Below are 24,885 nucleotides of genomic sequence, written 5' to 3'. Positions count from 1 at the left end.
GCTCAGCGCTCCCGATCCCGTCGGCGGTCGGCCACGACCTCGCGGATCACACCGGCACAGGTCGCCAGCTGGGCCACCACGACCAACGTGCCCACTCGTGGGCCGGCGGCGAAGCCGGATCGGAGCAGGCCGAGGTAGAACCCGACCGGACGGAGGTCACCACCGTGACCCGAACGCAACCGGTGCGCGCCCCGCCCATAGCGCTCCTGCTGGCGCCAGAACCGTCGAGCTGACAGCTCCTGGTGGTGGGCGACCCAGGCATCGGGTTCGAAGGCGAGTCGGTGGCCGGCGCGAGCGAGACGTTCGCACCAGTCGCGATCCTCTCCGGCGGCGAGGGGGTAGGTCTCGTCGAAGGCCAACTTGGCGAACAGCTCGGCCCGGACTGCCAGGTTGCTCGTGGGGGCGAACGGTGGACCATCGTCATGGCGCGACACCTCGGCGAGGTGGTTGGTGATCAGCTGGGATGCGGCCGCGAACACGTCGTCGGGCCGACCGTTTCTGGTCGGGCCGGCGACGGCGGAGGCCCCGTTTGCGATCCGTGTAACGAGCGCACCGACCCAGTCCGGCCCGGGCCGACAGTCGTCGTCGGTGAAGCAGACCACATCGGCCCGGGCGAGGGCCGCCCCGAGGTTCCGCGCCGCTGCCGGTCCTGCGCCTTCGCCACGGACGAGCCGGACCCGGCCGCGATCGGCCACCGCATCGGCCACCGCATCGGCCACCGCGTCCGCATCCAGGGAGGCGTCATCGACCACCACCACCTCGAACGCCGTCTCCCGCTGGAGAGCGAGTGCGGCGAGGCATGCCGCCAAGGGTTCGGGTCGGTCCCTGCTCGGAACGACGACCGTGGCCCGCAGTGGCGATGCCGGGTTCACGAGCGAGCCCTCACGACAGCGCGGCGAGGGCCAGGACAAGACCGGCGCCGGCGAAGGACGCGACGACCAGACGGGACCCGAACGCACCAGGGAGCTGGACGATCCCAGCTACAGCGGTGGCTGCGGCGCCTGCCAACGCGGCGGTGGTGCCACCAGCGGCGCCCCAATGGGGCACGGCAACCACCGCCACGACCGCGAACACGATCGCTGACGCCCCGCCGGCTCGGGCCGCGGCCTCGGGACGGAGCCGAAGTGCGCCGGCCTGCACGGCCACGGCATTGAGTGGGGCGAGGACGATCAGGGCGAGCGCAGGTCCGAACGCGTCGATCGAGCCGAGGTAGTCGGAGCCGAAGACACGTGGGACCAGCTCGTCGAGCAGCAGCGCGACTGCCGCGGTGGCAGGTATCAAGACGGCGAGAAGGCCGCCACCGAGGCGACGCAGGATCTCCTCCGGTGCGCGGGTGATCACCGCCCCGTCTGGCGACGCATCAGCCAGATGGGGCAGCGAGACGGTGAAGGCCTGGAGCACGGCGTAGGTCACACCGAGCGCGATGCCCGTGGCCAGCGCCACGTAGCCGGTCTCGGCCGCCGAGCCGGTGAGCACTGCGACCACCAGCACGCCGCCGCGTTGGGATACCTGGACGAGCGCAGCGCCAGTGGCGTGGAGCACACCGAAGCGGATGACGCCGTCGGGCACGGGGACCTGTGGTGCTGGAGCCCGCAGGAAGGGCGCCACCATGAACACAGCGAACACGGCCGCGACCCCGGCGGCCACCAGGATCGCTCCGATGCTGCCGACGCGGCCAGCGGGGTGCAGGAGGAGCACCGCGGTGATCAGGACCACGTTCTGCAAGGGATACCGCATGCTCCAGGCTCCGGTCCGGCCGAGCCCGAGACCCATCTGGAGCGCCAGAGTGGCGACCACGTTGAGCGCCAGAGCCGCGACGACGAACCCGGTCTCGAGGGCCGGGAACGTGTCGGGGCGCGCCGCGACCAGGAGCACGGCGACCACACCGACGAATCCGACCTGCAGTGCACGGCCGCGAGCCAGCCGCGCCCCGATCGCTCGAGCGACCGCGACCCGCTCCTCGGGCGATGAGGCCGGTACGTAGCGGGCCATCACCGTGGGCCCGCCTAGGGTCAGCGCGAGCGAGCCGAGCGTCACCACCGTCAGAGGCACCGAGAACGCCCCGAAGTCCTGTGCTCCCAGCACCCGGGGCACGACGACGGCCAGGACGAGCAGCGTCACCATCTCTGCCGCCTTGCCTGCCATGCTCGCGGCGACCGATGCTCGCATCGCGCCTGAGCCCGATGTCGTGTTGGCACCAGGCGGGGCCACGGCCTCGTGTCGGGTCGGCCTCATGAGCACCCCTCGAGGTTAGGTGCTGGAGCTGGCGTGGTGGGACAAGGGAGACATCGACTGAGCCCGGGTCGGCGAACGGCGCGCCGCCTCGGTGCACTTCACCGTCTTTGCCGTACCCTGATCCCCATGTCGGTACCGCGCGACGACCTCGCTGGGCTGGCCGCGGCCGAAGCCCGGCTCCTCGACGACCTCGCCGACCTGTCCGATACCGAGGCCGCAGCACCAAGTCTGCTTCCCGGCTGGACGGTCGGACACGTGGTCACCCACCTCACCCGCAACGCCGACGGGTTCATCCGCATGGCGATGGCCGCGACCCGCGGTGAGGTCGCCCACCAGTACCCGGGGGGAGCCGACCAGCGGGCCGCCGACATCGAGGCGGGTGCCACCCGTCCGGCGGCGGAGATGGTCGAGGATCTGCGCCGGTCGATCGAGGATCTCACCTCCGCGTTCGCCCGGCTCGGTCCCGAGGCCTGGAGCGACGGGGTCGGCATGGCGATGTCCGGGCCTCGCCCGGTGGTGGAGCTTCCGTTCCGCCGCTGGCGTGAGGTCGAGATGCACCACGTCGACCTGGGCCGGTCGAGCTTCCGGGTGGGCGACTGGTCCGAGGCCTACGTGGAGCGCGAGCTCGCCGAGACCCTGGCGGCGCTGCCCAGCCGGCTCCCCGAGGGTGTGGCGCTGCGGATCGACTTCGAGGACGCGCCCGACGTGGTCACCGTCGGCGACGGCGAGGTCGTCGTGGTGAGCGGTAGCCGTCGGTGGGTGCTGGGTTGGCTGTCCGGACGGCTCGAGCCTCCTTCGGAGCTGCCCCCGCTGGAACCCTGGCTCTGAGCGTGGCCCTCAGATCGCTGCGGGTGGTTCGTGCTCGGCGAAGCGCTCGGGGATCCACGTGCGGAGCCGTTGGTGGATCTCGTCCTCGGCCTCGCCGAGGGTGTGCCCCGCGCCGGCGAGGATGACGAGCTCCCCGTCGGAGATCATCTGCACCATCTCGCTGGCCATGTGGGGCAACAGCTCGTCGCGATCCCCGTGGAACAGCAGCAGCGGGCACTGGAGGTGCTCGGCCGCCTCGGCCCCGCCGGTCTGGGTGGCGAAGGTGACGACCCCCGCAGCCAGCTCGCCCAGGGCGGCGCCGGCTTGGATCGCCACTGCGCCCCCGAACGAGTGACCCATGACCACGAAGGATCGGGCACCACGCCGGGCGGCCAGCTCGGCCGCGGCGAGGGTGTCATGGACGCACCGGTCGATGTCGTTGGGAACCCGGTAGCCCACCCGGATGGCCCCCACCCCGGCGTCGGCCAGCTCTGCTCCGAGGGTGTGGTAAAGGCCCTGGCCGGGACCCAGCAGCCCGCCCATCCCGCCGCCGACCATCAGCACCACCTGCTGGTGGTCGGCCTCGCCGTGCCAGAGGAGGGTGAGCAGGCCCTCGCGCGTGTACATCTCGAGGTGGTCGAGCTGGTCGGTCACCGCCACCTCGGCCCCTGCGAGGACTCCGAGCGCGGCGAGTGGTCCGGGTGCTTGGCTGGGTTCGGTCTCGTCGGGCATGTGGCCATCATGGCCGGTCGGCGGGTGGCGGTGTGTCCGACGTCGAGGGTGGCCTAGACTCGACGTTCCCGGCAGCAGTCGGGACAGGCGCCGGTGCCCGAGCGGCCCAAGGGAACGGCCTGCAAAGCCGTACAGTCGTCGGTTCAAATCCGACCCGGCGCTCCACGCAACCCATCCGGACCGGTCGTCCACGCGACCGGTCCGGATCGCGTGCAAGCCGGGGTCGGGTGCGCGCTGGCGTTCGGTGGGCGAGAGTGGTGCCCGATGGAACCCGACACCCTCATCGTCTTCGTCACAGTCGGGGGGTTGCTCCTCGCCGGGGTCGCCACCGACGTGGCGAGCCGGTGGATCCCGCTGCCCCGAATCACGTTGCTGGTGCTGCTCGGTGTCGTCGTCGGCCCCGGTGCGCTCGATCTGCTCCCTCCCCAACAGGACGAGTGGTTCCCGATCGTCTCCACCATCGCCTTGACCATGATCGGGTTCCTGGTGGGCGGTGAGTTCACCCACGAGCGCCTCCGCAAGTACGGAAGCCAGGTGGTCGCGGTCGCGACGATCCAGGCGGTGGCGACGGCGGCGCTCATGGTCGTTGGTCTGCTGGTGGTGGGCTTCGACCCGGTCGTCGCCCTGCCCCTGGCGGGGATCGCCGCCGCCACCGCTCCGGCGTCGACCGTTGCCATCGTTCAGGACCGGGGCTCGGAGGGTTGGCTCTCGCGAACGATCCTCGGGGTGGTCGCCCTCGACGACGTCATCACCATCGTGCTGTTCTCGCTCCTGCTGTCGGGTGCAGGCGTCCTGGCGGGCACCGACGGGCAGGTCGCGCTGCTCGGCACTGCAGCGTGGGAGATCGGCGGAGCCGTCCTCCTTGCGCTGGTCCTCGCTGCCCCGATGGCGTATCTGACCGGACGGCTCGAACCGGGCGAGCCGACGCGGGAGGAGGCGCTGGGCATCGTGCTCGTGTCCGCCGGCCTCGCCGAGTGGATCGGTGTCTCGTTCCTCCTGACGGCGGTGGTGCTCGGTGCCCTGGTCGCCAACCTCGCGAGCCACCACGAACGGCCGTTCCGGGAGATCGAGGCCATCGAGTGGCCGTTCATGGTCGTGTTCTTCGTCCTCGCCGGGGCGCAGTTCCGCATCTCGGGTCTGGTGGCGGCCGGCGCGCTCGGAGTCGCGTACGTCGGGTTTCGCGTGGTGGGCAAGGTCACGGGGGGCTACTTCGCGGCGCGCGTGGTCGCTGCGCCTCGCAAGGTCTGGCCGTGGTTCGGCACCTCGCTGTTGCCCCAGGCCGGGGTCGCGCTCGGACTCGCGCTGCTGGCGGCGGAGGAGCTGCCCGATGCGGGGCCTCGGATCATGGCTGTGGTCGTGACGAGCACGGTCCTGTTCGCGATCGTGGGACCGGCGCTGACCGCCTACGCGCTCGACCACGTCGACGACTGAGGGGTCCCGTCGGAGGTTCCGACCCTGGGTTGCTCGACCCGCGGTCGCAGCCGCTTGTGGCCCTCGTTCACGAGGACCGCGGTGAAGGCGAACCCGACGGCGACCAGCCACGACGTGGCGGTGAGGGGCTCCACGCGCAGGAGCTGCTGGGTCCACGGCAGGTAGAGGGCGGCCACGTGCACGCTCAACGATGCGAGCACGCCTCCGAGCAGCACCTTGTTGGCCAGCAGGCTCTTCGAGAACACCGAGACGTCCTCGCTGCGGCAGTTGAACACGTGGACCTTCTCGAACAGCACCAGGGTGGTCAACAGGGTCGTCTGGGTGGCGACCAGGCTTGCGCCCTGCACCTCCCACTGCCAGTAGAAGACGGCGAGGCCACCGGCGGCGAGCCACATGCCCACCACCACCAGGCGTTCCACCAGCCGACGGTCGAGGACCCCTTCCCCCGTCGGTCGCGGGGCTCGTCGGAACAGGGCCGGCTCCCCGGGTTCGAAGGCGAGGGCCACGTCGGCGATGCCGTTGGTCACCACGTTCAGCCACAGGATCTGGGCCGGGAGCAGCGGCAGGGGCCAGTCCAACGCCAGCGTGGCGAGGATCAGCAGCACCTCGGCGACGCCGCTGCTCAGGAGGAAGAAGGTGGCCATCCTGATGTTGCGGAATGCCGTTCGACCCTCCTCGACCGCGGCGTAGACGCTGGCGAAGTCGTCGTCGGTGATGACCATGTCGCTGGCTTCCTTGGCCACGTCGGTGCCGCTTCCCATGGCGACCCCGAGATGAGCCGACTGCAGTGCCGGGGCGTCGTTCACGCCGTCGCCGGTGACCGCCACGATCTCGTCTTGGGATTTGAGGCGGTCGACCAGTCGCAGCTTCTGAGCCGGTGCCACCCGGGCGAAGACGTTGATCCGCGCCAGCGCGTCGTCGACCTCGTCGTCGGACAACGCAGCCAGGTCCTGGCCGGTCCGCACGTCGATGCTGTCCGCGTCGGTCTCGCCGGCGGTCACCGCCTCGGCCTCGCCGGGCCGTGCCGCCGGGCGGTCGAGGTGGATCTGTCGAGCGATCGCCGCGGCGGTGGTGGCGTGGTCGCCGGTCACCATCACCACCCGGATGCCCGAGTCGTGGCACCGGTCCACGGCGCCGACCGCGCTGTCACGTGGGGGATCGAGGAGTCCCTGCAGCCCGACGAAGACCAGCGCGTCGGGTTCGTCACCCCGGATCGCCTCGGCGGCCTCCTCGCCGTGGCCGACCGCCATGGCCAGGACTCGAAGACCCTGCGACGCCAGCTGTTCGCTGGTGTCGATGATCTGATCGGCGTCGACCGGCTGCTCGTCGCCGTCGCGGGTGCGCTGCCGGTCACACATCTCGGCGATGCGCTCGGGTGCCCCCTTGACCAGCACGAGCGGAGCCTCGCCCGCTCCCTCGGGGCCGTCGTGGATTGTGGCCATGTACCGGCGTTCGGTCTGGAAGGGAACCTTGGCTCGCTGCGGGTGGCGCTGGAGCAGTTCATCCCGGTCCAGGCCGGCCGCGCGGGCCACCGTCAACAGCGCCACCTCCATCGGATCACCGGTGGCCAGAGCGTGGTCATCGTCGCCGCCGTCGCCGTCGCCGTCGTCGCGAAGTGTCGCGTCGTTGCACAGCAGTCCGACGAGCAGGGTCTCGTACAGCGCCGGTTCCTCGTCGAGGCTGACCGCCCCGTCGCGGTGGCTCAGCGTCCGCCGGCCGCCCTCTCCACCCTCGACGTCGAAGCGCTCGCCGCCGCTCACCACCGCCTGGACGGTCATGCGGTTCTCGGTCAGGGTCCCGGTCTTGTCCGAGATGATGGTGGTGGTGCTCCCCAGGGTGTCGACCGCCGGGAGGCGTCGGATCAGGGCGTGTCGGCGTGCCATGCGGCTCACCCCGATGGCGAGGGCGACGGTCACCACCACCGGCAACCCCGCGGGGATGGCCGACACCGCCAGCGCCACCGCCAACAGCAACATGTCGACCACGTCGCGTCCGAGCAGGAGCCCGAGGACGAAGGTCACGACCGTCACACCGAGCACCCCCACGGTGATCCACTTGGCGAGCCGGTCGATGCGCGCCTCGAGCGGGGTCTCGGTCCCGCTGGCCTCCTGGACCTGCTCGGAGATCTTGCCGATCTCGGTGTCGGTGCCGGTGCGCACCACGACTCCGAGCGCCTCGCCCGCGGTGACCGCGGTGCCCATGAAGGCCATGTTCTTCTGGTCGGCCGGTGGGAGGTCCTCCTCTTCCGGCGCGTCGATCTGCTTGTCCGCCGGCACCGACTCGCCGGTCAGTGCCGACTCGTCGACCCGCAGGCTCGTCGCTTCCAACAGGCGGAGGTCGGCCGCGACGACCTCGCCCTGGCGGAGCACGAGGACATCGCCCGGCACGAGCGCTTCCGCATCGACCTCGCGCTCGTGTCCCCCGCGGCGCGCCGTGGCCTTGGGCGACACCATCTTCATCAAGGACTGCACCGCGGTCTGGGCTCGGTACTCCTGAACGAACCCGATCGTGGTGTTGATGACCAGCACGATCCCCACGACGATGGCATCGGCGTAGGTCTGCACCGCCACGGTGACCACCAGCGCTCCCAGCAGCACGTAGATCAGCGGGTCGAGGAGCTGGTCGATTAGTACCCGCCAGGCGCTGATCGTCTCCTGCTCCTGGATGCGGTTGGGACCGTGGTCGCCACGGCGCTGCTCTGCCTCGTCGTCGGAGAGCCCCACTGCCTCGGTATCGAGCCGCTCCAGCGTCTCGTCGGGGCTGGTGCGGTACCAGGGTCGGGTGTCGGTGGCCTCGTCGTCGATCTGGGAGGCCATCGACCCTCCTTGCTGCCGGGAACTGACCGTTCCTCGGGCCTACCCCTGCTCACCCTCGCCCAAGCCCGGAGGTCGGTTCACCCCGTGGTTCAGGTTCCGGTGAAGTGGCCGGGACGACGCTCGCTCACCGCGCGGATCCCCTCGGCGGCGTCGGCGGTGGAGGAGAGCGCCAGCTGCTGCTCGGCCTCGTGGCGGGTCGCCGCGCGGACGCGGTCGCCCAGCCCCGAGCGCAACGTCGTGTTGATCGCTCGGATGGCCAACGGTGCGTTGACCGCGATCTCCGCGGCCGTCCGGATCGCTTCGTCGCGCAGCTGCTCGAGTGGCACGCAGCGGTCGGCCAGGCCGATGGCCATCGCCTCCTCGCCGTTGTAGCGCTTGGCGGTGAGCAGCACCTCGGCGGCGCGGGTGGGGCCCAGGATCTCGGGCAACAGGACCGACAGACCGAACCCCTGGTGGATCCCGAGGGCGGCGAAGTTGGCCGAGAACCGGGCTTCGGGCGCCGCGATGCGCATGGTCGCGGTCATCGCCAGACCGAGGCCCCCACCGATGGCCGGTCCCTGCACGGCGGCGATGAACGGCGTCGACACCTCGCACAGCCGGGCAGCGGACTGGTACAGCGCCAGCGTCGCATCGCCGCCGACGGGCTCGCCGCGGCTTGCGCCCCCGAGTGGCCCGTCGTCACCGCCGAAGTTCGCGCCGGCGCAGAACGAGCGGCCCTGCGCGCACAGCACCGCGGCCCGAACCTGAGGATCGTCGTCGAAGGACTCGAGCGCCTCGGCGACGCCGCCCACCTGATCGATGGACAAGAAGTTGTGCGGCGGGTCCTGCATCTCGATCACGGCGACGTGGTCGACGATCTCGATACCGATGGTCATCGTTGTCCTCCGACGGTGGCGGGGGCGGTGGATCGCAAGCGGGGGTTCACTCGAGCCGGTCGCGGGCCACGAACGCGACCGCGGCGGCAGCCGCGGCCATCGTCAGGGCCAGGAACCGGCCACGTTTCGGAAGTCGGTGGAACGCCAGCACCGTGGCGGTCGCGTCGGTGAGGTCGCAGAGACCGGCGAGGGTCACCCACTGGCGGAGGTTGGGGTCGCCCGAGTCGATGGCGTGCACCGTGCCGTAGCCGATCGCCACATCACGGATCCCCAGCGCGCGCAGCGCCACCTTTCCGCTGCCCGATGTGGCCTGGTCGCCGACCCAGCCCCGAGCGGTGAGGCGCGGGGCGACCAGCAGTGCAACGCCGAGCGCCGCCCGGCTCACGCCGAGGATCCGGGACAGGTGACGGTGGTCGATGTGGGCAGACACGCATCGAGAGTGTGCCAGGCCGAGCCGTCCGACACCGAACCCGGCCAGGGGTCGCGGCCCTGCTGGAGTCGACGGCGGGCCGTGGGCCACGATGGTGGTCGATGAGCGATGTGAAACCAGGGCATGGCTGGTGGCAGGCGACCGACGGTCGCTGGTACCCGCCGGAGCTGAAGCCCAGCCAGCACCTGGTCCGTGACCACCGCGGCGCCACCGTCCTCGCCCGCCCCGACGCCGAGCCGACCATCACCGCCGGCCGCGACGACGAGACCCCGGACCGAGGATCGCCACCTTCGGATTCCCGTTCCCATCAGCGGGTCGGGGGCGCGATCGACTCCCACGCCGAGCTGTACCTCGGCCGCCCCGCAGGGCTGCAGAACCGGCCGGCAGCCTGGCTGGCGCTGGCCGGCGCCGCGGTGATGATGGCCGGCTCGCTGCTGCCCTGGGCCACCCGCTCGGTGGCCGCCGGTGGCTCGACCGCGCTGGGTTGGCGCGATGCCGGTGGCCAGGTGGGGGGTGGGTTCTACGCGGTGCTTCTGGCGGTGACGGTGATGACGATCTCGGTGCGCTGCATGGCCGGGTCCTACAGCCGAGGATGGCGTGCCGCGCTGGTGGGGTTGTCGTCGGCGACGATCGTCCTCGCCGGGGTCGAGGCGGTGCGGATCTGGCAGGCGATGGATGAGGTCGACCGCCTCACCCGGGGCAGCGTCGCGCTGTCCTTCGGGCCCGGCCTGCCGGTGGTGGTCGGCGGCGCGCTGGTGGTGCTCGTCGGTGCCGCGGCCTACCGCGTCGGGTCGCCGCACTGACCCGGATCGAGGCGCCAGCACGGTCCGACAGGTGTCAGTCTCGGGCGTGGGGGCTGCTACGCTGCACAGTTCCTGGCCGCTCCCCGCAGCGGTCCCAGGGCGCATAGCTCAGTTGGCTAGAGCACTACCTCGACACGGTAGGGGTCACAGGTTCGAGTCCTGTTGCGCCCACCACAAGACCATGGGGGTCCCATGCCCGCCCACAGTGCAGGCTTGGTCGTCTACCGGCGTGGCGCCGGAGCGGATCCGGTGGGCCTCGAGGTGCTGCTGGTCCATCCCGGTGGGCCCTACTGGGCGATCGAGGGTTGAATCAGGCCTCAGACCGAGCCGCGGTCGCGTTGGCGTTGCCGCTCCTCGCGCTGGGCCGTGAACACCACAGTGGCCAGCCGGTCCTGGCCCGAGCGGGTGATGCCCTCGAACCGCAGACGGGCCACCGCGTTCTTGCCCGACTGGTGCGTGCCGAGGACGATCGCCTGGTGGTAGTGGTCGAAGCGGTCGCTGCGGAACCGAACGGTGACCATCTCGCCCGGCGCGACGACCTCGGTGCCGGCAGGCCACCGCACCGCGATGCCGCCGGCGCCGAGGTCGACACTCTGGCAGGCGTGCATCTCGCCGTCGTCGGTCTCGACCAGCACTGGAAGCTCGAGGTTCACCCGCACGTGCTCGCGGCGTTGCACGCGCTGGGCCTCGGTGGGTGGGGCGACGGTCACTCGGAGGAGTCGGTGGTTGAGCGCCAGCCCCTCGGCCGAGGTGACGGTGCTGGTGAACTCGTGCACCCCCGAGTGGTCGACGTAGCTGCAGCGCACCCGGGCTCCGTCGCGGAGTCGCTCCGCTCCGGGACCGGTCTCGACCATGGCGACGAGCGCGGCGGACGAGCCGGCGATGGTCCTGCCGGCGAGGGTCACGCGCTCGCCATCGACCTCGTGGACGATGGCCTTCATGTCGGGTCGGAACGTCAGGCTCATGAGCAGGCTCGGATCGGGCGTCGGTCGCCCGGGTCACCATCGGCACCGTCCGGGGTCTCATGAGACGACGAGGCCACGGCCGGCTCCAGGTCGACGCCTGTCGCCGCGGCTCGTGCCCCGTCAGCTTGTCGATCCGGACCGAGGCTCCATGGTGGCAACCTGGTGCGCGGGTTCGGGCATGGCGAGGAGAAAGACGGTGGCACCTCCCATGCCGAGCACCCCGATCGCCAGCGAGGCGGGGCCGAGCCCGGCCAGCGCGGTGATGCCTGCTGCGATGAGCGGTCCGCCCGCCTGCCCGGCGTCGGAGACCAGCCGCCACACCCCGAGGAACGAGGCCCGGCCCACGGCGGGGGAGAAGTCGGCGCCGAGGGTCATGACGATCCCGCTGCCCATGCCGTTGCCGAAGCCCATGACCAGCCCTGCCCCGGCGAGGGTCCAGAACGTCGAGGTCAGCGGCACGAGGAGGAACCCCACCGCCAGGACGCTCAGGCAGGGCACGGCGATCGCCTTGCGGCCGTAGCGGTCCGACACCATCCCCGCGGGATAGAACAGGGTCATGTCCATGGCGGAGCTGATGCCGAAGACCACGCTGATGGTTGCCGGGTCCAGCCCGATGTGGGCGCCCCACAACGGGATGATGGCGTGGCGCGACACCCGCAGCACGCTGAGGCAGGTGGCACCGACCCCCGCGGTCAGGAACACCTTGTGGTGCTCGCGCACGATCCTGGTGACCGGTGGAGGAGCATGTCCGGCGGGCGGGGTGGGGGAGCGGTGCGGGTCGCGGATCACGGCCAGGACCAGCCATCCCGCTGATGCCAGCACGATGTGAACCCAGTAGGCGCCGGCCAGGTCGAGCCACACGATGGCGCCCGCCCCGATGAAGGGTCCGAGGAAGTTGCCGATCCGGTTCACCCCGCCGAGGGTCGACAGCGCCCGACCCCGGAGGTGGAACGGCATCACCTCGCTCACGTAGGTGAGTCGGGCCAGCAGCCACATCGCCCATCCGCAACCGAGGACGAAGATCGAGGCGAAGAACAGCCACACGGTGGTGCTGGCGAGTGCACCGGCGAGGGCGACGACCAGCACGCCGGTACCGATGGCCATGGCCTGGCGTTCGCCGAAGCGCTCGATCAGCCGTCCGGCGGGGATGTCGAAGGCCACGGTGCCGATGCCCCGCACCGCGACGGCCACACCGGCCACCGCCGCCGAGGCGCCGAGATCCGCCGCGGTGAGCGCGATGACCGGGATGACCGCTCCCTGGCCGACCGCGAACAGCAGGGTCGGCAGGTACACGGTGAGCACGAGCGAGCGGAGGGTCGGCTCCGCTGCCGGTGACGCCGGCGTGGTGGATCCCGAGGTGGTTGGCCCCGCGGCCCGGGAGCGGTCGGTCACTCGGTCGTGTCGGCGATCCACCGGTCGACCAGGTCGGCCAGCACGGGCAGCACCACGCCCCCCGAACCCAACACCACGTCGTGGAAGGCGGCGATGTCGAAGCGGTCGCCGAGCGCGGCGCGTGCGCGGTCGCGCAGCCCGAGGATCTCCCGCTGACCGACCTTGTAGGCCACCGCTTGGCCGGGGATGGCCACGTAGCGGTCGACCTCGACCTCGATCTCACCCGGCGCCACCGGTGAGTTCGCCAAGAAGTAGTCGATGGCCTGCTGACGGCTCCAGCCCTTGGCGTGCAGCCCCGTGTCGACGACGAGACGGCCCGATCGCCACGAGTCGGCGGCCAGCATCCCCAGGCGGGCGACGTCGTCGCTGTAGAGCCCCATGTCCTCGGCCAGACGCTCGGCGTAGAGTCCCCAGCCCTCGATGTAGGCGGTGTTGCCGAAGCCCATCCGCCGGAACGCCGGCAGGTCGGTGAGCTCGGATGCGATCGCCAGCTGGAGGTGGTGGCCGGGGATGGCTTCGTGGAAGGCGATCGACTCGGCCTCGAACTTGCTCTGCTCGGTGGGGTTGCGGAGGTTGACGAAGTAGGTGCCGGGCCGGCTGCCGTCGGCTGCCGGAGGGAAGTAGTAGGCAGCGGGAGCGTCGTCGGCCAGCACCGCCGGCACGGGTTCGATCCGGCAGGAGGCCTGGGGGAGCCGGCCGAACCAGCTCGCCATGGCGTCGGTCGCCCGGTCGAGCGAGGTGTGGGCCAGCTCCAGGATCTCGTCCTCGGACCGGAACCGCAGCTCGGGGTCGGTGCGGAGGCGTTCGAAGATCGTGGCCAGGTCGGTGGTGGCGAAGACCCGGTCTCCGATCTGGCGGTAGGCCGCTGGTAGCTGGCGTTCGGCCTCGTCGATCCCGAACTCGTGCAGCTCGTCGGGGGTGACCGGCAGCGATGTGTGGGTCTCCAGGAGCGCGGCGTAGATCTCCTCGCCCCCTTGGATCCAGCACAGCCCCGCCCGGTCGTCGGGACGGGCCACCGGAGCGAGCTCCTGGGCGAGCATGTCGCGCATGCGTTGGTAACCGGGACGGATCGAGTCGGCGACGATCCCACGGAGCCGTTCGCGCCACATGCTCTCGCCGTCCCACCCGGTCGGACCGCGTAGGTTCACGAACAGGTCGTCGTCGAGCGACGACGCCAGGTAGCCGTCGATGCTGTGGATCGCCCGGTCGATGCAGAGCGCGGCCGGGGGCCGGCCACGGGCCACCGCCCCCCGGAAGCGTTGCGCCGCCTGGTCGAGCGAGCCCGCAAGCTTGGAGAACCGGCCGAGGAGGGCATCGGCCTGCTCGGGTGTCTCGGCCGCGAGCTGGGGTGCGGCCATCAGGGCGCCGACGTGGGGCCCGTCCATCTGGTCGCTGCGCAGCTCGGTGATGCCCAGGTCGATCAACCGGATCGAGTTGGCCACCTCGATGGCCATGATCTTGGCGGTGACCTCGTCCTGGAGGTCGAGCGTGGTGTGGTCGAGCCCGTCGAGCCGCTCGGCAAAGCGCTCCAGCTTGAGTCGTTGGAGGGATTCGGCCTCGACCGAGAAGTCCTCGATCTGGTCGTCGAAGCGGTGGTCGCCGATCAAGGTCGCGAAGGTCGGCGAGCTCTCGAGCGTGAAGTCCCAGTAGTCGGACGCGACCGCGTTCAGCTCCGGGTTCATGCCAGCTCCTCGATCGTCGGTGGGGGCGCTCATGAGCGTAGGACACCCGCAGCGAGGCGGCGCCCGTTAGCCTCGCCTCATGGCTGGTTCCGGTGAGGTCGTCGACGCCCCAGAGGGGTACCCCAAGCGGTGGGAGGCCGACGTTCTCCTCGCCGACGGGGCAACGGTTCATGTCCGTCCGATCCGGCCCGACGACGCCGAACGGTTGGTCTCCTTCCACAGTCGACAGTCGTCGGAGAGCATCTACTTCCGCTACTTCTCGCCCCGCCCTCGCCTGTCCGACAAGGATGTTCAGCGCTTCACCACCGTCGACTACCACCATCGCATGGCCTTTGTGGCCATCCTGGCCGACGAGGTCATCGGCGTCGCCCGCTACGACCGCGATCCCAGCCGCGACGACGCCGAAGTCGCGTTCTTCACCGACGATCGCCACCAGGGCAGGGGCCTGGCCACCATCTTGTTGGAGTACCTCGCCGCGACTGCGCGCGAACAGGGCATCTTCCAGTTCAGCGCCCAGACACTTCCCCAGAACCGCAAGATGCTGGGCGTGTTCAAACAGGCCGGGTTCCAGGTCAGCACCCGCTTCGACGAAGGCGTGATCGAGGTCCGCCTCGGGATCGAACCCACACCCGAGGCCCAGCTCAAGATCGACGAGCGCGAACGCAGAGCCGAGGCCCGCTCGATCGAGCGGCTGCTCGCTCCACGGTCTGTCGCCGTGGTCGGCGCAGGTCGACAGCGAGGCGGACTCGGTCACGAGATCGTCCGCAACCTCGTGGCGGGTGGGTTCGAGGGGCCGGTGTACCCGGTCAACGCCAACGCCTCGCACGTCGCCAGCATCAGCACCCATCCCACCGTGCTCGACATTCCCGGCGAGGTCGATCTGGTCATCATCGCCGTGCCGGCTCCCGACGTGCTCGAGGTGGTCGGACGCTGCGTCGAGAAGGGGGTGCAGGGCCTGGTCGTCATCTCGGCGGGGTTCGCCGAGACCGGACCCGAGGGCGCAGACGCCCAGCGCCAGCTGGTCGAGATGGCCCGGCGGCACGGCCTGCGGCTCATCGGGCCGAACTGCATGGGGGTCATCAACACCGCTCCCCGCGTGGCGTTGCGCGCCACCTTCGCTCCCGTCGAGCCCGAACCGGGAGGCGTTGCCTTCCTGTCGCAGTCCGGCACGCTCGGCACCGCCATCCTCGAGACCATGGGCGAGTTGGGCCTGGAGGTGTCCACCTTCGTCTCGCTCGGCAACAAGGCCGATGTCAGCGCCAACGATCTCTTGCAGTACTGGGAGCAAGACGAGCGCACCGACGCGGTGCTGCTCTACATGGAGTCGTTCGGGAACCTGCGCAAGTTCAGCCGGATCGCCCGTCGGGTCGGACGGGTCAAGCCCATCATCACCGTCACCAGCGGCGGTTCGAGCCTCGGTGCGGAAGGTCAGCTCGATCTTCCACCCGAGGCCACCCTCGATGCCCTCCTCGCCCAGGCAGGGGTCATCCGGGTCTCGACCCTCGATCTGCTCTTCGACGTCACCCGCTTGCTGCTCACCCAGCCGGTTCCGGGCGGCAGACGGGTCGCGGTGGTGTCGAACTCCTCGGGTCCCGCCCGCCTCGCGATCGACGCCTGCCGCGGAGCAGGCCTCGAGGTTGCGGTGCTGTCGGGGCCCACCCAGGCCTCGATCGCGGGCCAGGTCCCGATGGCCACCAACACCGCCAACCCGCTCGATCTCACCTTCCAGTCCGATCCCCACCACTTCCAGGCAGCGCTGGCCGCGGTGCTCGCCGACGACGCGGTCGATTCGGTCATCACCATCTACGCGCCGCCTCTCGAGGCCCGTACCGAGGAGGTGGTCGAGGCGATCGCCGCTGCCGCCGACGGCTCGCGCAAACCGGTGGTCGCCACCATCCTCGGGGCGTCGCCGCGGCGTGGCGGAGTTGCCGGCGACCTCGCGGTCCCGGTGTTCGCCTTCCCCGAGGAAGCGGCGCGGGCGCTCGGGCGCGTCACCCGCTACGGGGCGTGGCTGTCCGAACCAGAAGGTGGCCGCCCGGACCTCGACCGCGTCGACCCCGACCGTGCCCACGACCTCGTCGACGGGTTCCTGGCCGCGACGCCCGACGGTGCCGAGCTCGACCCCCCGGGCTCGGCCGAGGTCGTGGCCAGCTTCGGGATCGACATCGTCGACGAACGGATCGTCGATTCCGCCGAGGCCGCGGGCGATGCCGCCGAGGAGATCGGCTTCCCCGTGGTGCTCAAGGCGACGGGGATCACCCGCCTGGCCAAGACCGAATCCGGTGGGCTCGCCGTCGATCTCCACACCCGGTCCGAGGTGCAGCAGTCCTATGACCGCATGGTCGGGTTGCTGGGCGGGGCCATGCGGCCCGCGATCGTGCAGGCGATGGTCCCGCCCGGCACCGACGTCGCGGTGCGTGCGGTGCAGTCGCCGGGGACCGGCGCGGTCATGTCGATCGGGTTCGGGGGCGTGGTGCTCGAACAGGTCGGGTTCGACTCGTTGCGCTTCCTGCCGCTCACCGACCACGATGCCGAGCAGCTGATCAACGGGTCCCGCGTGGCGTCGTTGTTGCCGCCGGGCACACCCGAGCGCAACCAGCTGACGTCGTTGCTGATGCGCGTCGCTGCCCTCACCGAGGCGGTGCCCGAGGTGGCGGAGGTGCTGCTCAACCCGGTCATCGTCTCGCCCGACGGTGTCGCGGTCACCGACGCCCGGGTACGGGTCGCTCCCTGGGACGACGACGAGCTTCCCGTACGTCGTCTCGGCGACGATTGAGACCCGGTCGCGATCCGAACCACCCCCGCGCGCGCCGGTGCCACCACGACTTCGCCTTACGCCCTCGGCGGACGGGGTTCGCGGGGGAGCCCGAGCACCCGCTCGCCGAGGATGTTGCGCAGCACCTGGGTCGTGCCGCCCATGATCGTGTAGCCCGGCGCGTAGCAGATGTTGCGGGCCGTCCTCGCAGCGAGACGATCGATGTCGTCGGCGTCCCACGCCGTGGTGCCCGCGCCCAGCACCCGGCCACAGAAGTCGGCGACACGCTGCTCGAACTCGGTGCAGAAGGTCTTGGTCGCCGCGGAGAAGCCACGCGGCCCCTGCCGGAGCACCTCGCGGACGACCAGCAACCGACCGATTCGGTAGCCGGTCTCGATGGCGGCGATCTCCTGGCGGACGAGGGGATCGCGGTGGTCGGCCAGCGGTACCACGTCGTCGTACAGCGCTCGGTTGCTGACCAGTCGGTCGATCCCGCCCCGCTCGTGCTCCATCTGGCGCATGACCTGGCCGAAGCTGCCGTTCTCCGCCCCCACCAGGTGCGAGTCGGGCACCACCACCTCGTTGAAGTGCACCTCGCAGAAGTGCTCGTTGGCCACCGCGTCGACGATCGGACGGACCTCGACCCCGGGGGAGCGCATGTCGACCACCAGTTCGGACAGCCCCTTGTGCGGCGGGGCATCGGGATCGGTGCGGGCGATGAGGTAACACCAGTCGGCCAGGGCGGCGCCACTGGTCCAGACCTTTTGGCCGTTCACGATCCAGTCGTCACCGCGTCGTTGGGCTCGGGTGCCGATGGCGGCCACGTCGGATCCGGCGTCGGGTTCGCTCATCCCGATACACCACAGCGATTCGCCGGCGATGATCCCCGGTAGCCACCGGGCCCGCTGTTCGGCCGAGCCGAACTCGAGCAAGGTGGGCCCGATCTGGCGGTCGGCGAACCAGCAGCTCGCGACGGGCGCACCTCCGGCGATGAGCGCCTCGAAGACCACCAGCCGTTCGATCGGGGGCCGACCACCACCCCCTTCGGACTCGGGCCAGGTCATGCCCAGCCATCCCCTGCGGGCGAGCTCGGCAGCGAACTCGGTCGAGTTGCCGACGATCCAGCTGTCGTCGCGGACTTCGTCGGGATGCTCGGCGGTCCAGCGCCGGGCGAGGTCGGCTGCTTCCTTGCCGAGCTCGAGCAATCGGGGTGACCAGGCGAAGTCCATGTGGCTCAGGCTCCTTCGGGGGCCGACCCGCCGACCCCGCCGAGGCCCGAGTCGGGCGGGTAGTCCGGTCGTCCCTGCTCGCACCACCGTCGAAGCGAGTCCCACGGGTAGATGCCGGTGGAGTGGCCGTCGTTCCAGGTGATCGACAAGCCCCATGCGCCGACCAGCTCGGCGTCGGTGATGGTGAGCGGTTGAGGCGATCGCGGCGTCGGCCACGGCGCCTGTCCCTTGTCGCGGGCGCCGCGGCACGACGCGCACGGACAGGCCAGCCTCAGCTCCTCCAAGGCGAAGGTGCAACGGTGTCCGTCGATGAACTCGATGTCGACGCCACCTTCGCGGTTGACGGTGATGTCGCGAACCTCGCTGTTTCCCACCCTCTGATCATCTCACGCTCCGGGTGCCACCCTGTCCGGAGCCCGTCGTGGGTCGATTAGCGTCGTGGGTGTGGAGATCAGACCGGTACGCGACGAGGAGCACTCCGAGCTCGCCGACATCACCGTCGCCGCCTACCTCGGCATCGGACACGTCGACGACGAGTACGAGCCGGAGCTGCGAGACGTGGCGGGGCGGGTGGCAGGTGCCGAGGTGTTCGTGGCGGTCGACGAGGACGGGAGACTGCTCGGCGGTGTCACCTACGTGCCCGATCGGGCGTCGCCCTACGCGGAGTTCGACGCCGAGCACGCGGCGGGCGTGCGCATGCTGGCGGTGCGTCCCGATGCCCAGGGCCAGGGTGTCGGCGAGGCCCTCACCCTCGAATGTGTGCAGCGGGCCATCGCCGCTGGTCGCACCGAGCTCATCTTGCACTCGGGTCTGACCATGACCGCCGCGCACCGCATGTACGAGAAGCTCGGATTCGAGCGCGACCCCAACCTCGATTGGTGGCCGACACCGGGCATCGAGCTGCTCGGCTACCGCATGCACCTCGACTCAAGGAGCTGACCCCATGCGCGCGGTGGTGCTGACCGAGCACGGCGAACCCGATGTCCTCACCGTCGCCGAGGTCGCCGACCCCGTCCCCGGGCCCGACGAGGTGCTGGTCGATGTCGCTGCCACTGCCCTGAACCGGGCCGACCTGTTGCAGCGAAGAGGGCGCTACCCGGGGCCGCCGATGGACCACGAGATCCCGGGCATGGAGCTGGCCGGGCGGGTCGCGGCGGTCGGGTCACGAGCCAGGGCCTGGGCGGTCGGCGATGCCGTCATGGGCATCGTCGGTGGTGGCGCCTATGCCGAACGGATCGCCGTCCACGAGCGTCAGCTGATGCCGGTGCCCTCCACCGTCGATCTCGCCGACGCCGCCGCCATTCCCGAGGTGTTCATCACGGCATGGGACGCGCTGGTGCGCCAGGGTGGTCTCACCGCTGGTCGGGTGGCACTGGTTCATGCCGGAGCCTCGGGGGTCGGCACTGCCGCCATCCAGATCGCCAAGGCCATCGGTGCCTCCATCATCGTCACCGCCAGCACCGGCAAGCTCGAGGCCTGCCGCGCCCTGGGCGCCGACCGGGTGGTCGACTACACCGCCGACGACTTCGTCGAGGCGGCGAAGGATCTCACCGGGGGCCGCGGCGTCGACGTGGTCCTCGACGTCGTCGGGGGCGAGTACCTCGCCCGCAACATCGACGCGCTGACCGTCGGTGGCCGCATCATCCAGGTGGGGGTCATGGGCGACCCCAGCGCCACCTTCCCCCTCGGTGCGCTGCTCCCCAAGCGAGCCAGTCTGATCGGCACCGTCCTGCGGTCACGTCCCATCGAGGAGAAGATCTCGGTCACCCAGCACTTCGCCAGGGAGATGCTGCCCCTCTTCGAGTCGCGAGCGCTGGTCCCGGTGATCGACAGCCGCTTCTCCCTCGAGCGGATCGCCGACGCGCACCGTCACATGGAGTCCAACGCCAACGTGGGCAAGATCGTGGTCGAGCTGTGACCGCTCCACCGGCGGCCACCAGCCGAGCGCGGCTCAAGTCCAAGGTCGTCGACCTGTTGCCCGATCCGGTCGTGTTCCGCCTGCTGCCGCTGATCTACCGCCGCCAGGAGCCCGAGCTGTCGCGACTGGCCGAGATGGTGCCGGCGGGCCGCAACGCCATCGACGTCGGTGGCTGGCTCGGACCGTGGACCAGGGAGCTGTCGCGGCGGGTCCCCCACGTGACCTGCATCGAGCCCCAACCCGACCTCGCGGCCTTCCTCCGCAAGGTGGTGCCGGCCAACGTGACCGTCATCGAGGCTGCCGTGTCCGATGCGCCTGGTCGGGCCCAGCTCTGCCTCCCCGAGCGACGTCACGGGGCCAACGCGCTCGCGTCCCTGCACGGTGACCCCGCCCGAGCCGCGATCGTCCACGACGTCGAGGTGATCCGCCTCGACGATCTCGACGTGGTCGATGTCGGCTTCATCAAGATCGACGTCGAAGGACACGAGCGAGCCGTCATCGACGGCGCCTCGACCCTGATCCGCCGTGACCGGCCACGTCTGCTCATGGAAGCCGAGCAGCGCCATCTCGACGAACCCCTGACCAAGCTGTTCGCTCGGGTCATCGACGAGGGCTATGAGGGATGGTTCCTTCACCGGGGCCGGTGGCACCCGTTGTCCGAGTTCGACGTCCAACGCCACCAGCTCGATCACCTCGACGACCTGGTCGGTCCCGACTACGTGAACAACGTGCTGTTCATCCCCACCGGTGCCGAACCCTCCGATGAGGCGCCCCGCTAGCGCCGGGTCATCGCCGCCGGGCGTGGTCCTCAGCGCTGGTCGATCGGGACGTACTCGCGGACGTCGGTGCCGGTGTAGAGCTGGCGGGGTCGCACGATGCGGCTGTTCTGCTGGAGCGACTCGAGCCAGTGGGCCAGCCATCCGGCGGTGCGGGGGATGGCGAAGAGCACCGTGAACATGGTGAGCGGGAAGCCCATGGACTGGTAGATCAGGCCCGAGTAGAAGTCGACGTTGGGGTAGAGCTTGCGGCTGGTGAAGTAGTCGTCGGAGAGCGCCACCTCTTCGAGCTTGAGGGCGATGTCGAGCAGCGGGTTCTTGCCCGTGACCTCGAAGACGGCGTCGGCGGTCTCCTTGATGATCTTGGCCCGGGGGTCATAGCTCTTGTAGACGCGGTGACCGAAGCCCTGGAGACGCTGCTCGCCGGCTTTGACGCCCTTGACGTAGTCCTCGACGTTCTCGTAGGAGCCGATGTCGTTGAGCATCCGGATGACGGCCTCGTTGGCTCCGCCGTGGCGGGGCCCGTACAGCGCGGCGGAGGCGGCGGCGGTGGCGGAGTAGGGGTCGGCGTGGCTGCTGCCGACGGTGCGCATCGCGGTGGTCGAGCAGTTCTGCTCGTGGTCGGCGTGGAGGATGAACAGCACGTCGAGTGCCCGGCTGAGAACCGGATCGGCCTCGTAGTGAGGTTCGGCGATCTTCCACATCATCGACAAGAAGTTGGAGGGGAAGTCGAGGTCGTTGTCGGGGTAGACGAAGGGCATCCCGACGCTGAAGCGGTGGGCGCCGGCGGCCAGGGTCGGCATCTTGGCGATGAGCCGCACGATCTGTTTCATGCGCACATCGGGATCGTCGATGTTCTTGGCCTCGGGGTAGAAGGTGGAGAGGGCGGCGATGGCCGAGACCAGGATGCCCATGGGGTGGGCGTCGTGGTGGAAGCCCTCCATGAACCGCTTGCGGACGTTCTCGTGGATGAACGTGTGATGGGTGATCTCGTGCTGCCAGGTGTCGTACTGCGCAGCGGAGGGGAGCTCGCCGTGGACGAGGAGGTAGGCGACCTCGAGGAAGGTCGACTGCTGGGCGAGCTGTTCGATGGGGTAGCCGCGGTAGCGCAGGATGCCGGCTTCGCCGTCGAGGTCGGTGATGGCGCTGGCCGCGCCTGCGGTCGCGCTGAACGAGGGGTCGAAGAACCAGGTGCCCGGTAGCAGCTTCTGGAACTGTCCGGCGTCGATGCCGCCGTTCTCGATCGGGATCTCGATCGACTCGCCCGTGCGGTTGTCGGTGATCGTTACTGACTCAGCCACCCGTACTCCCTGAACTCGACAGTGGGCCCTCGTGGGCCGGACGTTCGCGGTCTGCGCATGTGAGGTTCCGATGCCAGGGTATCGCTCCTGGCCGGGGGCTACGTCCGAGACGTGTCGTGCACGATCAGAGCGGATGGTTGTCGTGGCGACGCCCGACCACCTTCTCGCGTTTCGATTCCAGCACCGAGAGGGCGGAGGCGATCTCTCGCCTCGTCTCCGCGGGCTCGATCACCGTGTCGATCGAGCCCCGCTCGGCGGCGGCGTAGGGGTTCAGCAGCCGTTCCTCGTAGTCGCGCTCGAGCTCGGCCCGCCGTTCGGGGGTCTCCCGGCGGTAGAGGATCTCGCCGGCCTGGCGCGCGCCCATGACGGCGATCTCCGCGGTCGGCCAGGCCAGCATCAGGTCGTTGCCCATGTACTTGGAGTCCATGACGATGTAGGCGCCGCCGTAGGACTTGCGCATCACGAGGGCGATGCGGGGGACCGTCGCCCGGGCATAGGCGAACGCCAGTTGGGCGCCCTTGCGGATCATGCCCCGCCACTCGAGATCCTTGCCCGGGTAGAAGCCGGAGGTGTCGATCATGGTGATGATGGGGAGGTTGAACGCGTCGCAGAAGGCGACGAAACGGGCACCCTTCTGCGACGCGAGGATGTCGAGGGTGCCGGCGAGGTATTGCGGCTGGTTGGCGACGATGCCGACGGGACGGCCGTCGATCGTCGCCAACGCGGTGACGAGGTTGGGGGCCCAGCCCTCCCGTAGCTCCAGCAGCTCGTGATCGTCGACCAGGCTCCGGATCACGTCGCGCACGTCGTAGCTGCCCGTCGAGGTCGACGGGATGATGGTGGCCGCTTCGGGGGTGGGCCGGTCGGGGGGATCGTCGCCCGGCCACGACGGCGGGAGCTCGTCGTTGTTGGACGGGAGGTACGAGAGCAGGTCGCCGATGGCATCCAGGGCGGCCTCCCGATCGGCGACGAGCAGCGAAGCCAGACCGCTCGAGCGCGCATGGGCGGCGGGTCCGCCGAGGGCGGCGGTGGTGATCGGCACCCCGGTGAACTCGCGGACCATGGCCGGACCGCTCATGAAGGCATAGGCCGACTCGGTCATCACCACGTGGTCGCTGAGTCCAAGGAGCAAGGCGGGGCCCGACACCGCGGGGCCGGTCGCGGCGGCGAGCACCGGCACGATGCCCGAGGCGGCAACCACCTCACGGGCGGCTCGCCCCCATCCGTGCAGCGCGGCCACGCCCTCGTTGATGTCGGCGCCGCTCGATGCCAGCAGCAGCACCAGCGGGACCTTGGCCTCGCGCGCCGCCCTGGCCGCGAACTCGATGTCTTGTCCGTCGGCCGGACGCAGCGCGCCACGGCGGATGCCGGCGTCGGACTCGACCAGCACCACGGGACGTCCCGCCAGCTCCGAGACGTGGGCGGAGATGTTGCCGGGCGTTCGGGCGCGCAGGGGAAGCGAGACGGTCACGGGTGATGCGACCAGGCATGCCGGCGAATCGTTACCGCGCCGCCGGGATCGGGGGAGGGGTCGGGGCCGGGGAGGCGACTCGCCCCAAAACGGGAACAGGACCGGTCGGGGGAGACCAGTCCTGTTCGGGCGACGGGTTCAAGGGGGGACCGAAACCATCGTCGCCGGCTCGAGGGGCCCTGGGGGGAAGGGCTCGTCCTCGGCTTATGTAAGTCCCATTGTGAAGGCACGCACATGATCTGTCCAGCAGTTGTGCCCGATAGTTGCTATCGTTTCAACAGATGGACCTCCGACAGCTTGCCGCCCTCATCGCCGTGGCCGACCACGGGACCTTCTCGGCGGCGGCCCGCGCCCTGCACACCGTGCAGTCCAACGTCTCCACCCACGTCGCCCGGCTCGAGGATGAGTTGGGGGCGATCCTCGTCGACCGCCGCACCGGTGGTCTCACCGACGAGGGCACCGCGGTGGTCGAACGCGGCCGACGCGTGCAGGCCGAGCTGGAGGCCATGGCCGTCGACGTCGCCTCGATGGGAGAGGTCATCGCGGGTACCGCGCGCGTCGGTGTCATCGGCACGGTCGGACGGTGGCTCGTCCCGCGGCTGGTCGACGTCATCCACCGCGATCACCCGTTGGTGCGCCCGGTGATCCTCGACGCGGTGACCACGTCACTGGTGCCCCAGGTGCTCGACGGGCTGATCGACTTCGCTCTCATCAACCTGCCGCTCGACGTGCCCGGTGTGGTCGTCGAACCGCTCTTCAAGGAGGACCGCGTCCTCGTGGCGCCCGCGAGCCACCCCTTGGCGGCCCGCGAGCGGATCGCGCTCGCCGACGCCGCCGGGCACGACCTCCTGCTGGCGCCGCCGGGCACCGCCTTCCGTGACGAGCTCGACCGGGTGGCCGATCAGCTCGGTGTGAAGCTGCGGGCCCAGGCCGAGGTGGACGGCATGCGGCTCCTCGCCTCGCTCGCGTTCCAGGGGTTCGGGGCCGCGATCATCCCGTCGGGTGCTGCGCCCAGCTACGTCGGTGGCGACTGGACCATCGTGGCGATCGACGATCTCCCACCTCGCACCGTGGGCCTGGTGCGACGCAGCCGGACCTTGCTGTCGATGCCGGCCCAGGTCGTGCGCGACGGCGTGCTGGGTGTCGTGGCCGACCAGCTGGCGAGGCGAAGCGGGATCCAGTCGGTCGACGGCGGTCCGGTACCCGCCCTCGACCCGGGTTGAAGCGCTGCGGGTCGTCCACGCCGCGAACCTCCTAGCATTCGCGG

Annotated in this window: 21 protein-coding genes and 2 tRNA genes; 10 read left to right on the top strand and 13 right to left on the bottom strand. The window is 70.4% G+C overall.

All coding sequences use genetic code 11. From position 1 onward, the window contains the following. Positions 1-2 precede the first annotated feature (2 nt). Both U5K29_05095 and U5K29_05090 read right to left on the bottom strand, forming a co-directional pair. On the bottom strand, positions 3-872 hold the full coding sequence (locus U5K29_05095) for a glycosyltransferase (protein MDZ7677904.1): 870 nt from the start codon (positions 870-872) through the stop codon (positions 3-5). A 10-nt stretch (positions 873-882) separates the two neighbouring features. Beyond that, positions 883-2,169, bottom strand: coding sequence for a hypothetical protein (locus U5K29_05090; GenBank protein MDZ7677903.1), 1,287 nt, complete (start codon positions 2,167-2,169; stop codon positions 883-885). Between the two features lie 192 nt (positions 2,170-2,361). Here U5K29_05090 and U5K29_05085 point away from each other — a divergent pair, with 192 nt between their 5' ends. Continuing rightward, positions 2,362-3,063, top strand: coding sequence for a maleylpyruvate isomerase family mycothiol-dependent enzyme (locus tag U5K29_05085; GenBank protein MDZ7677902.1), 702 nt, complete (start codon positions 2,362-2,364; stop codon positions 3,061-3,063). 9 nt (positions 3,064-3,072) lie between these two features. On the opposite strand, the gene U5K29_05080 is transcribed toward U5K29_05085, so the two are convergent. Beyond that, the gene (locus U5K29_05080) at positions 3,073-3,774 is read right to left on the bottom strand and encodes a dienelactone hydrolase family protein (GenBank protein ID MDZ7677901.1); all 702 of its coding nucleotides are present in this window, start codon (positions 3,772-3,774) and stop codon (positions 3,073-3,075) included. Between the two features lie 87 nt (positions 3,775-3,861). Here U5K29_05080 and U5K29_05075 point away from each other — a divergent pair. Both U5K29_05075 and U5K29_05070 read left to right on the top strand, forming a co-directional pair. Then, positions 3,862-3,939 (top strand) — tRNA-Cys (locus tag U5K29_05075). Positions 3,940-4,038: 99 nt separating this feature from the next. Beyond that, positions 4,039-5,205 carry a cation:proton antiporter gene (locus tag U5K29_05070; GenBank protein MDZ7677900.1) on the top strand — a complete coding sequence of 389 codons (1,167 nt, stop codon included), beginning with the start codon at positions 4,039-4,041 and terminating at the stop codon, positions 5,203-5,205. Here U5K29_05070 and U5K29_05065 read toward each other — a convergent pair. The 3 genes from U5K29_05065 to U5K29_05055 all read right to left on the bottom strand — a co-directional run bounded on the left by U5K29_05065 (position 5,178) and on the right by U5K29_05055 (position 9,326). Then, the gene (locus U5K29_05065) at positions 5,178-8,021 is read right to left on the bottom strand and encodes an HAD-IC family P-type ATPase (GenBank protein MDZ7677899.1); all 2,844 of its coding nucleotides are present in this window, start codon (positions 8,019-8,021) and stop codon (positions 5,178-5,180) included. The two genes, U5K29_05070 and U5K29_05065, sit on opposite strands and share 28 nt — an antisense overlap. 89 nt (positions 8,022-8,110) lie before the next feature. Continuing rightward, the gene (locus tag U5K29_05060) at positions 8,111-8,896 is read right to left on the bottom strand and encodes an enoyl-CoA hydratase/isomerase family protein (protein MDZ7677898.1); all 786 of its coding nucleotides are present in this window, start codon (positions 8,894-8,896) and stop codon (positions 8,111-8,113) included. Between the two features lie 46 nt (positions 8,897-8,942). After that, a complete protein-coding gene (locus tag U5K29_05055; GenBank protein ID MDZ7677897.1) occupies positions 8,943-9,326 on the bottom strand; it encodes a hypothetical protein in 384 nt (127 codons plus the stop codon). Positions 9,327-9,427: 101 nt separating this feature from the next. Here U5K29_05055 and U5K29_05050 point away from each other — a divergent pair, with 101 nt between their 5' ends. Further along, a complete protein-coding gene (locus U5K29_05050) occupies positions 9,428-10,129 on the top strand; it encodes a hypothetical protein (protein ID MDZ7677896.1) in 702 nt (233 codons plus the stop codon). Positions 10,130-10,226: 97 nt separating this feature from the next. Continuing rightward, a tRNA-Val gene (locus U5K29_05045) sits at positions 10,227-10,303 on the top strand. Positions 10,304-10,446: 143 nt separating this feature from the next. Here the strand turns inward: U5K29_05045 and U5K29_05040 are convergent. From U5K29_05040 to U5K29_05030, 3 genes are all read right to left on the bottom strand, one after another. Next, a complete protein-coding gene (locus tag U5K29_05040; GenBank protein MDZ7677895.1) occupies positions 10,447-11,094 on the bottom strand; it encodes a PilZ domain-containing protein in 648 nt (215 codons plus the stop codon). 120 nt (positions 11,095-11,214) lie between these two features. Next, the gene (locus tag U5K29_05035; GenBank protein MDZ7677894.1) at positions 11,215-12,396 is read right to left on the bottom strand and encodes an MFS transporter; all 1,182 of its coding nucleotides are present in this window, start codon (positions 12,394-12,396) and stop codon (positions 11,215-11,217) included. Between the two features lie 86 nt (positions 12,397-12,482). Next, the gene (locus U5K29_05030) at positions 12,483-14,168 is read right to left on the bottom strand and encodes a DUF885 domain-containing protein (protein ID MDZ7677893.1); all 1,686 of its coding nucleotides are present in this window, start codon (positions 14,166-14,168) and stop codon (positions 12,483-12,485) included. A gap of 79 nt (positions 14,169-14,247) precedes the next feature. Here U5K29_05030 and U5K29_05025 point away from each other — a divergent pair, with 79 nt between their 5' ends. After that, on the top strand, positions 14,248-16,944 hold the full coding sequence (locus U5K29_05025) for a GNAT family N-acetyltransferase (protein MDZ7677892.1): 2,697 nt from the start codon (positions 14,248-14,250) through the stop codon (positions 16,942-16,944). 56 nt (positions 16,945-17,000) lie between these two features. Here the strand turns inward: U5K29_05025 and U5K29_05020 are convergent, their stop codons facing one another. Next, positions 17,001-18,152, bottom strand: a complete 1,152-nt coding sequence (locus tag U5K29_05020; protein MDZ7677891.1) for an acyl-CoA dehydrogenase family protein — start codon at positions 18,150-18,152, stop codon at positions 17,001-17,003. Positions 18,153-18,157: 5 nt separating this feature from the next. Continuing rightward, positions 18,158-18,526 carry a DUF971 domain-containing protein gene (locus U5K29_05015; protein ID MDZ7677890.1) on the bottom strand — a complete coding sequence of 123 codons (369 nt, stop codon included), beginning with the start codon at positions 18,524-18,526 and terminating at the stop codon, positions 18,158-18,160. Positions 18,527-18,596: 70 nt separating this feature from the next. Between U5K29_05015 and U5K29_05010 the strand changes: the two genes are divergently transcribed. From U5K29_05010 to U5K29_05000, 3 genes are read left to right on the top strand one after another with little or no spacing between them, the layout of a single operon-like run. Further along, positions 18,597-19,091 (top strand): GNAT family N-acetyltransferase, encoded by a 495-nt coding sequence (locus tag U5K29_05010; protein ID MDZ7677889.1) that lies wholly within the window; start codon positions 18,597-18,599, stop codon positions 19,089-19,091. Positions 19,092-19,095: 4 nt separating this feature from the next. Next, positions 19,096-20,070, top strand: a complete 975-nt coding sequence (locus tag U5K29_05005; protein MDZ7677888.1) for an NAD(P)H-quinone oxidoreductase — start codon at positions 19,096-19,098, stop codon at positions 20,068-20,070. Beyond that, positions 20,067-20,849, top strand: coding sequence for an FkbM family methyltransferase (locus U5K29_05000; protein MDZ7677887.1), 783 nt, complete (start codon positions 20,067-20,069; stop codon positions 20,847-20,849). The genes U5K29_05005 and U5K29_05000 overlap by 4 nt, the downstream gene beginning before the upstream one ends. 29 nt (positions 20,850-20,878) lie before the next feature. Here U5K29_05000 and U5K29_04995 read toward each other — a convergent pair whose 3' ends face one another. After that, entirely contained in the window at positions 20,879-22,147 is a 1,269-nt protein-coding gene (locus U5K29_04995) for a citrate synthase (protein MDZ7677886.1), read from the bottom strand. Between the two features lie 124 nt (positions 22,148-22,271). Beyond that, positions 22,272-23,618 (bottom strand): carboxyl transferase domain-containing protein, encoded by a 1,347-nt coding sequence (locus tag U5K29_04990; GenBank protein ID MDZ7677885.1) that lies wholly within the window; start codon positions 23,616-23,618, stop codon positions 22,272-22,274. A 281-nt stretch (positions 23,619-23,899) separates the two neighbouring features. Between U5K29_04990 and U5K29_04985 the strand changes: the two genes are divergently transcribed. Continuing rightward, a complete protein-coding gene (locus tag U5K29_04985; protein MDZ7677884.1) occupies positions 23,900-24,841 on the top strand; it encodes a LysR family transcriptional regulator in 942 nt (313 codons plus the stop codon). The last annotated feature ends 44 nt before the right edge of the window (positions 24,842-24,885 follow it).

The organism is Acidimicrobiales bacterium, from assembly GCA_034521975.1.
Taxonomy (GTDB): Bacteria; Actinomycetota; Acidimicrobiia; order Acidimicrobiales; family SKKL01; genus SKKL01.
This window is presented reverse-complemented; position numbering and strand designations above follow the sequence as displayed.

What these genes read in the sequence shown, in the direction of transcription:
- U5K29_05070 (MDZ7677900.1), top strand. Translation starts at nt 4,039, where the DNA reads ATGGAACCCGACACCCTCATCGTCTTCGTCACAGTCGGGGGGTTGCTC.
- U5K29_05030 (MDZ7677893.1), bottom strand. Translation starts at nt 14,168, where the DNA reads ATGAACCCGGAGCTGAACGCGGTCGCGTCCGACTACTGGGACTTCACG.
- U5K29_05005 (MDZ7677888.1), top strand. Translation starts at nt 19,096, where the DNA reads ATGCGCGCGGTGGTGCTGACCGAGCACGGCGAACCCGATGTCCTCACC.
- U5K29_05080 (MDZ7677901.1), bottom strand. Translation starts at nt 3,774, where the DNA reads ATGCCCGACGAGACCGAACCCAGCCAAGCACCCGGACCACTCGCCGCG.
- U5K29_04985 (MDZ7677884.1), top strand. Translation starts at nt 23,900, where the DNA reads ATGGACCTCCGACAGCTTGCCGCCCTCATCGCCGTGGCCGACCACGGG.
- U5K29_05025 (MDZ7677892.1), top strand. Translation starts at nt 14,248, where the DNA reads ATGGCTGGTTCCGGTGAGGTCGTCGACGCCCCAGAGGGGTACCCCAAG.
- U5K29_05090 (MDZ7677903.1), bottom strand. Translation starts at nt 2,169, where the DNA reads ATGCGAGCATCGGTCGCCGCGAGCATGGCAGGCAAGGCGGCAGAGATG.
- U5K29_05085 (MDZ7677902.1), top strand. Translation starts at nt 2,362, where the DNA reads ATGTCGGTACCGCGCGACGACCTCGCTGGGCTGGCCGCGGCCGAAGCC.
- U5K29_05065 (MDZ7677899.1), bottom strand. Translation starts at nt 8,021, where the DNA reads ATGGCCTCCCAGATCGACGACGAGGCCACCGACACCCGACCCTGGTAC.
- U5K29_05040 (MDZ7677895.1), bottom strand. Translation starts at nt 11,094, where the DNA reads ATGAGCCTGACGTTCCGACCCGACATGAAGGCCATCGTCCACGAGGTC.
- U5K29_05050 (MDZ7677896.1), top strand. Translation starts at nt 9,428, where the DNA reads ATGAGCGATGTGAAACCAGGGCATGGCTGGTGGCAGGCGACCGACGGT.
- U5K29_05020 (MDZ7677891.1), bottom strand. Translation starts at nt 18,152, where the DNA reads ATGGACTTCGCCTGGTCACCCCGATTGCTCGAGCTCGGCAAGGAAGCA.
- U5K29_05060 (MDZ7677898.1), bottom strand. Translation starts at nt 8,896, where the DNA reads ATGACCATCGGTATCGAGATCGTCGACCACGTCGCCGTGATCGAGATG.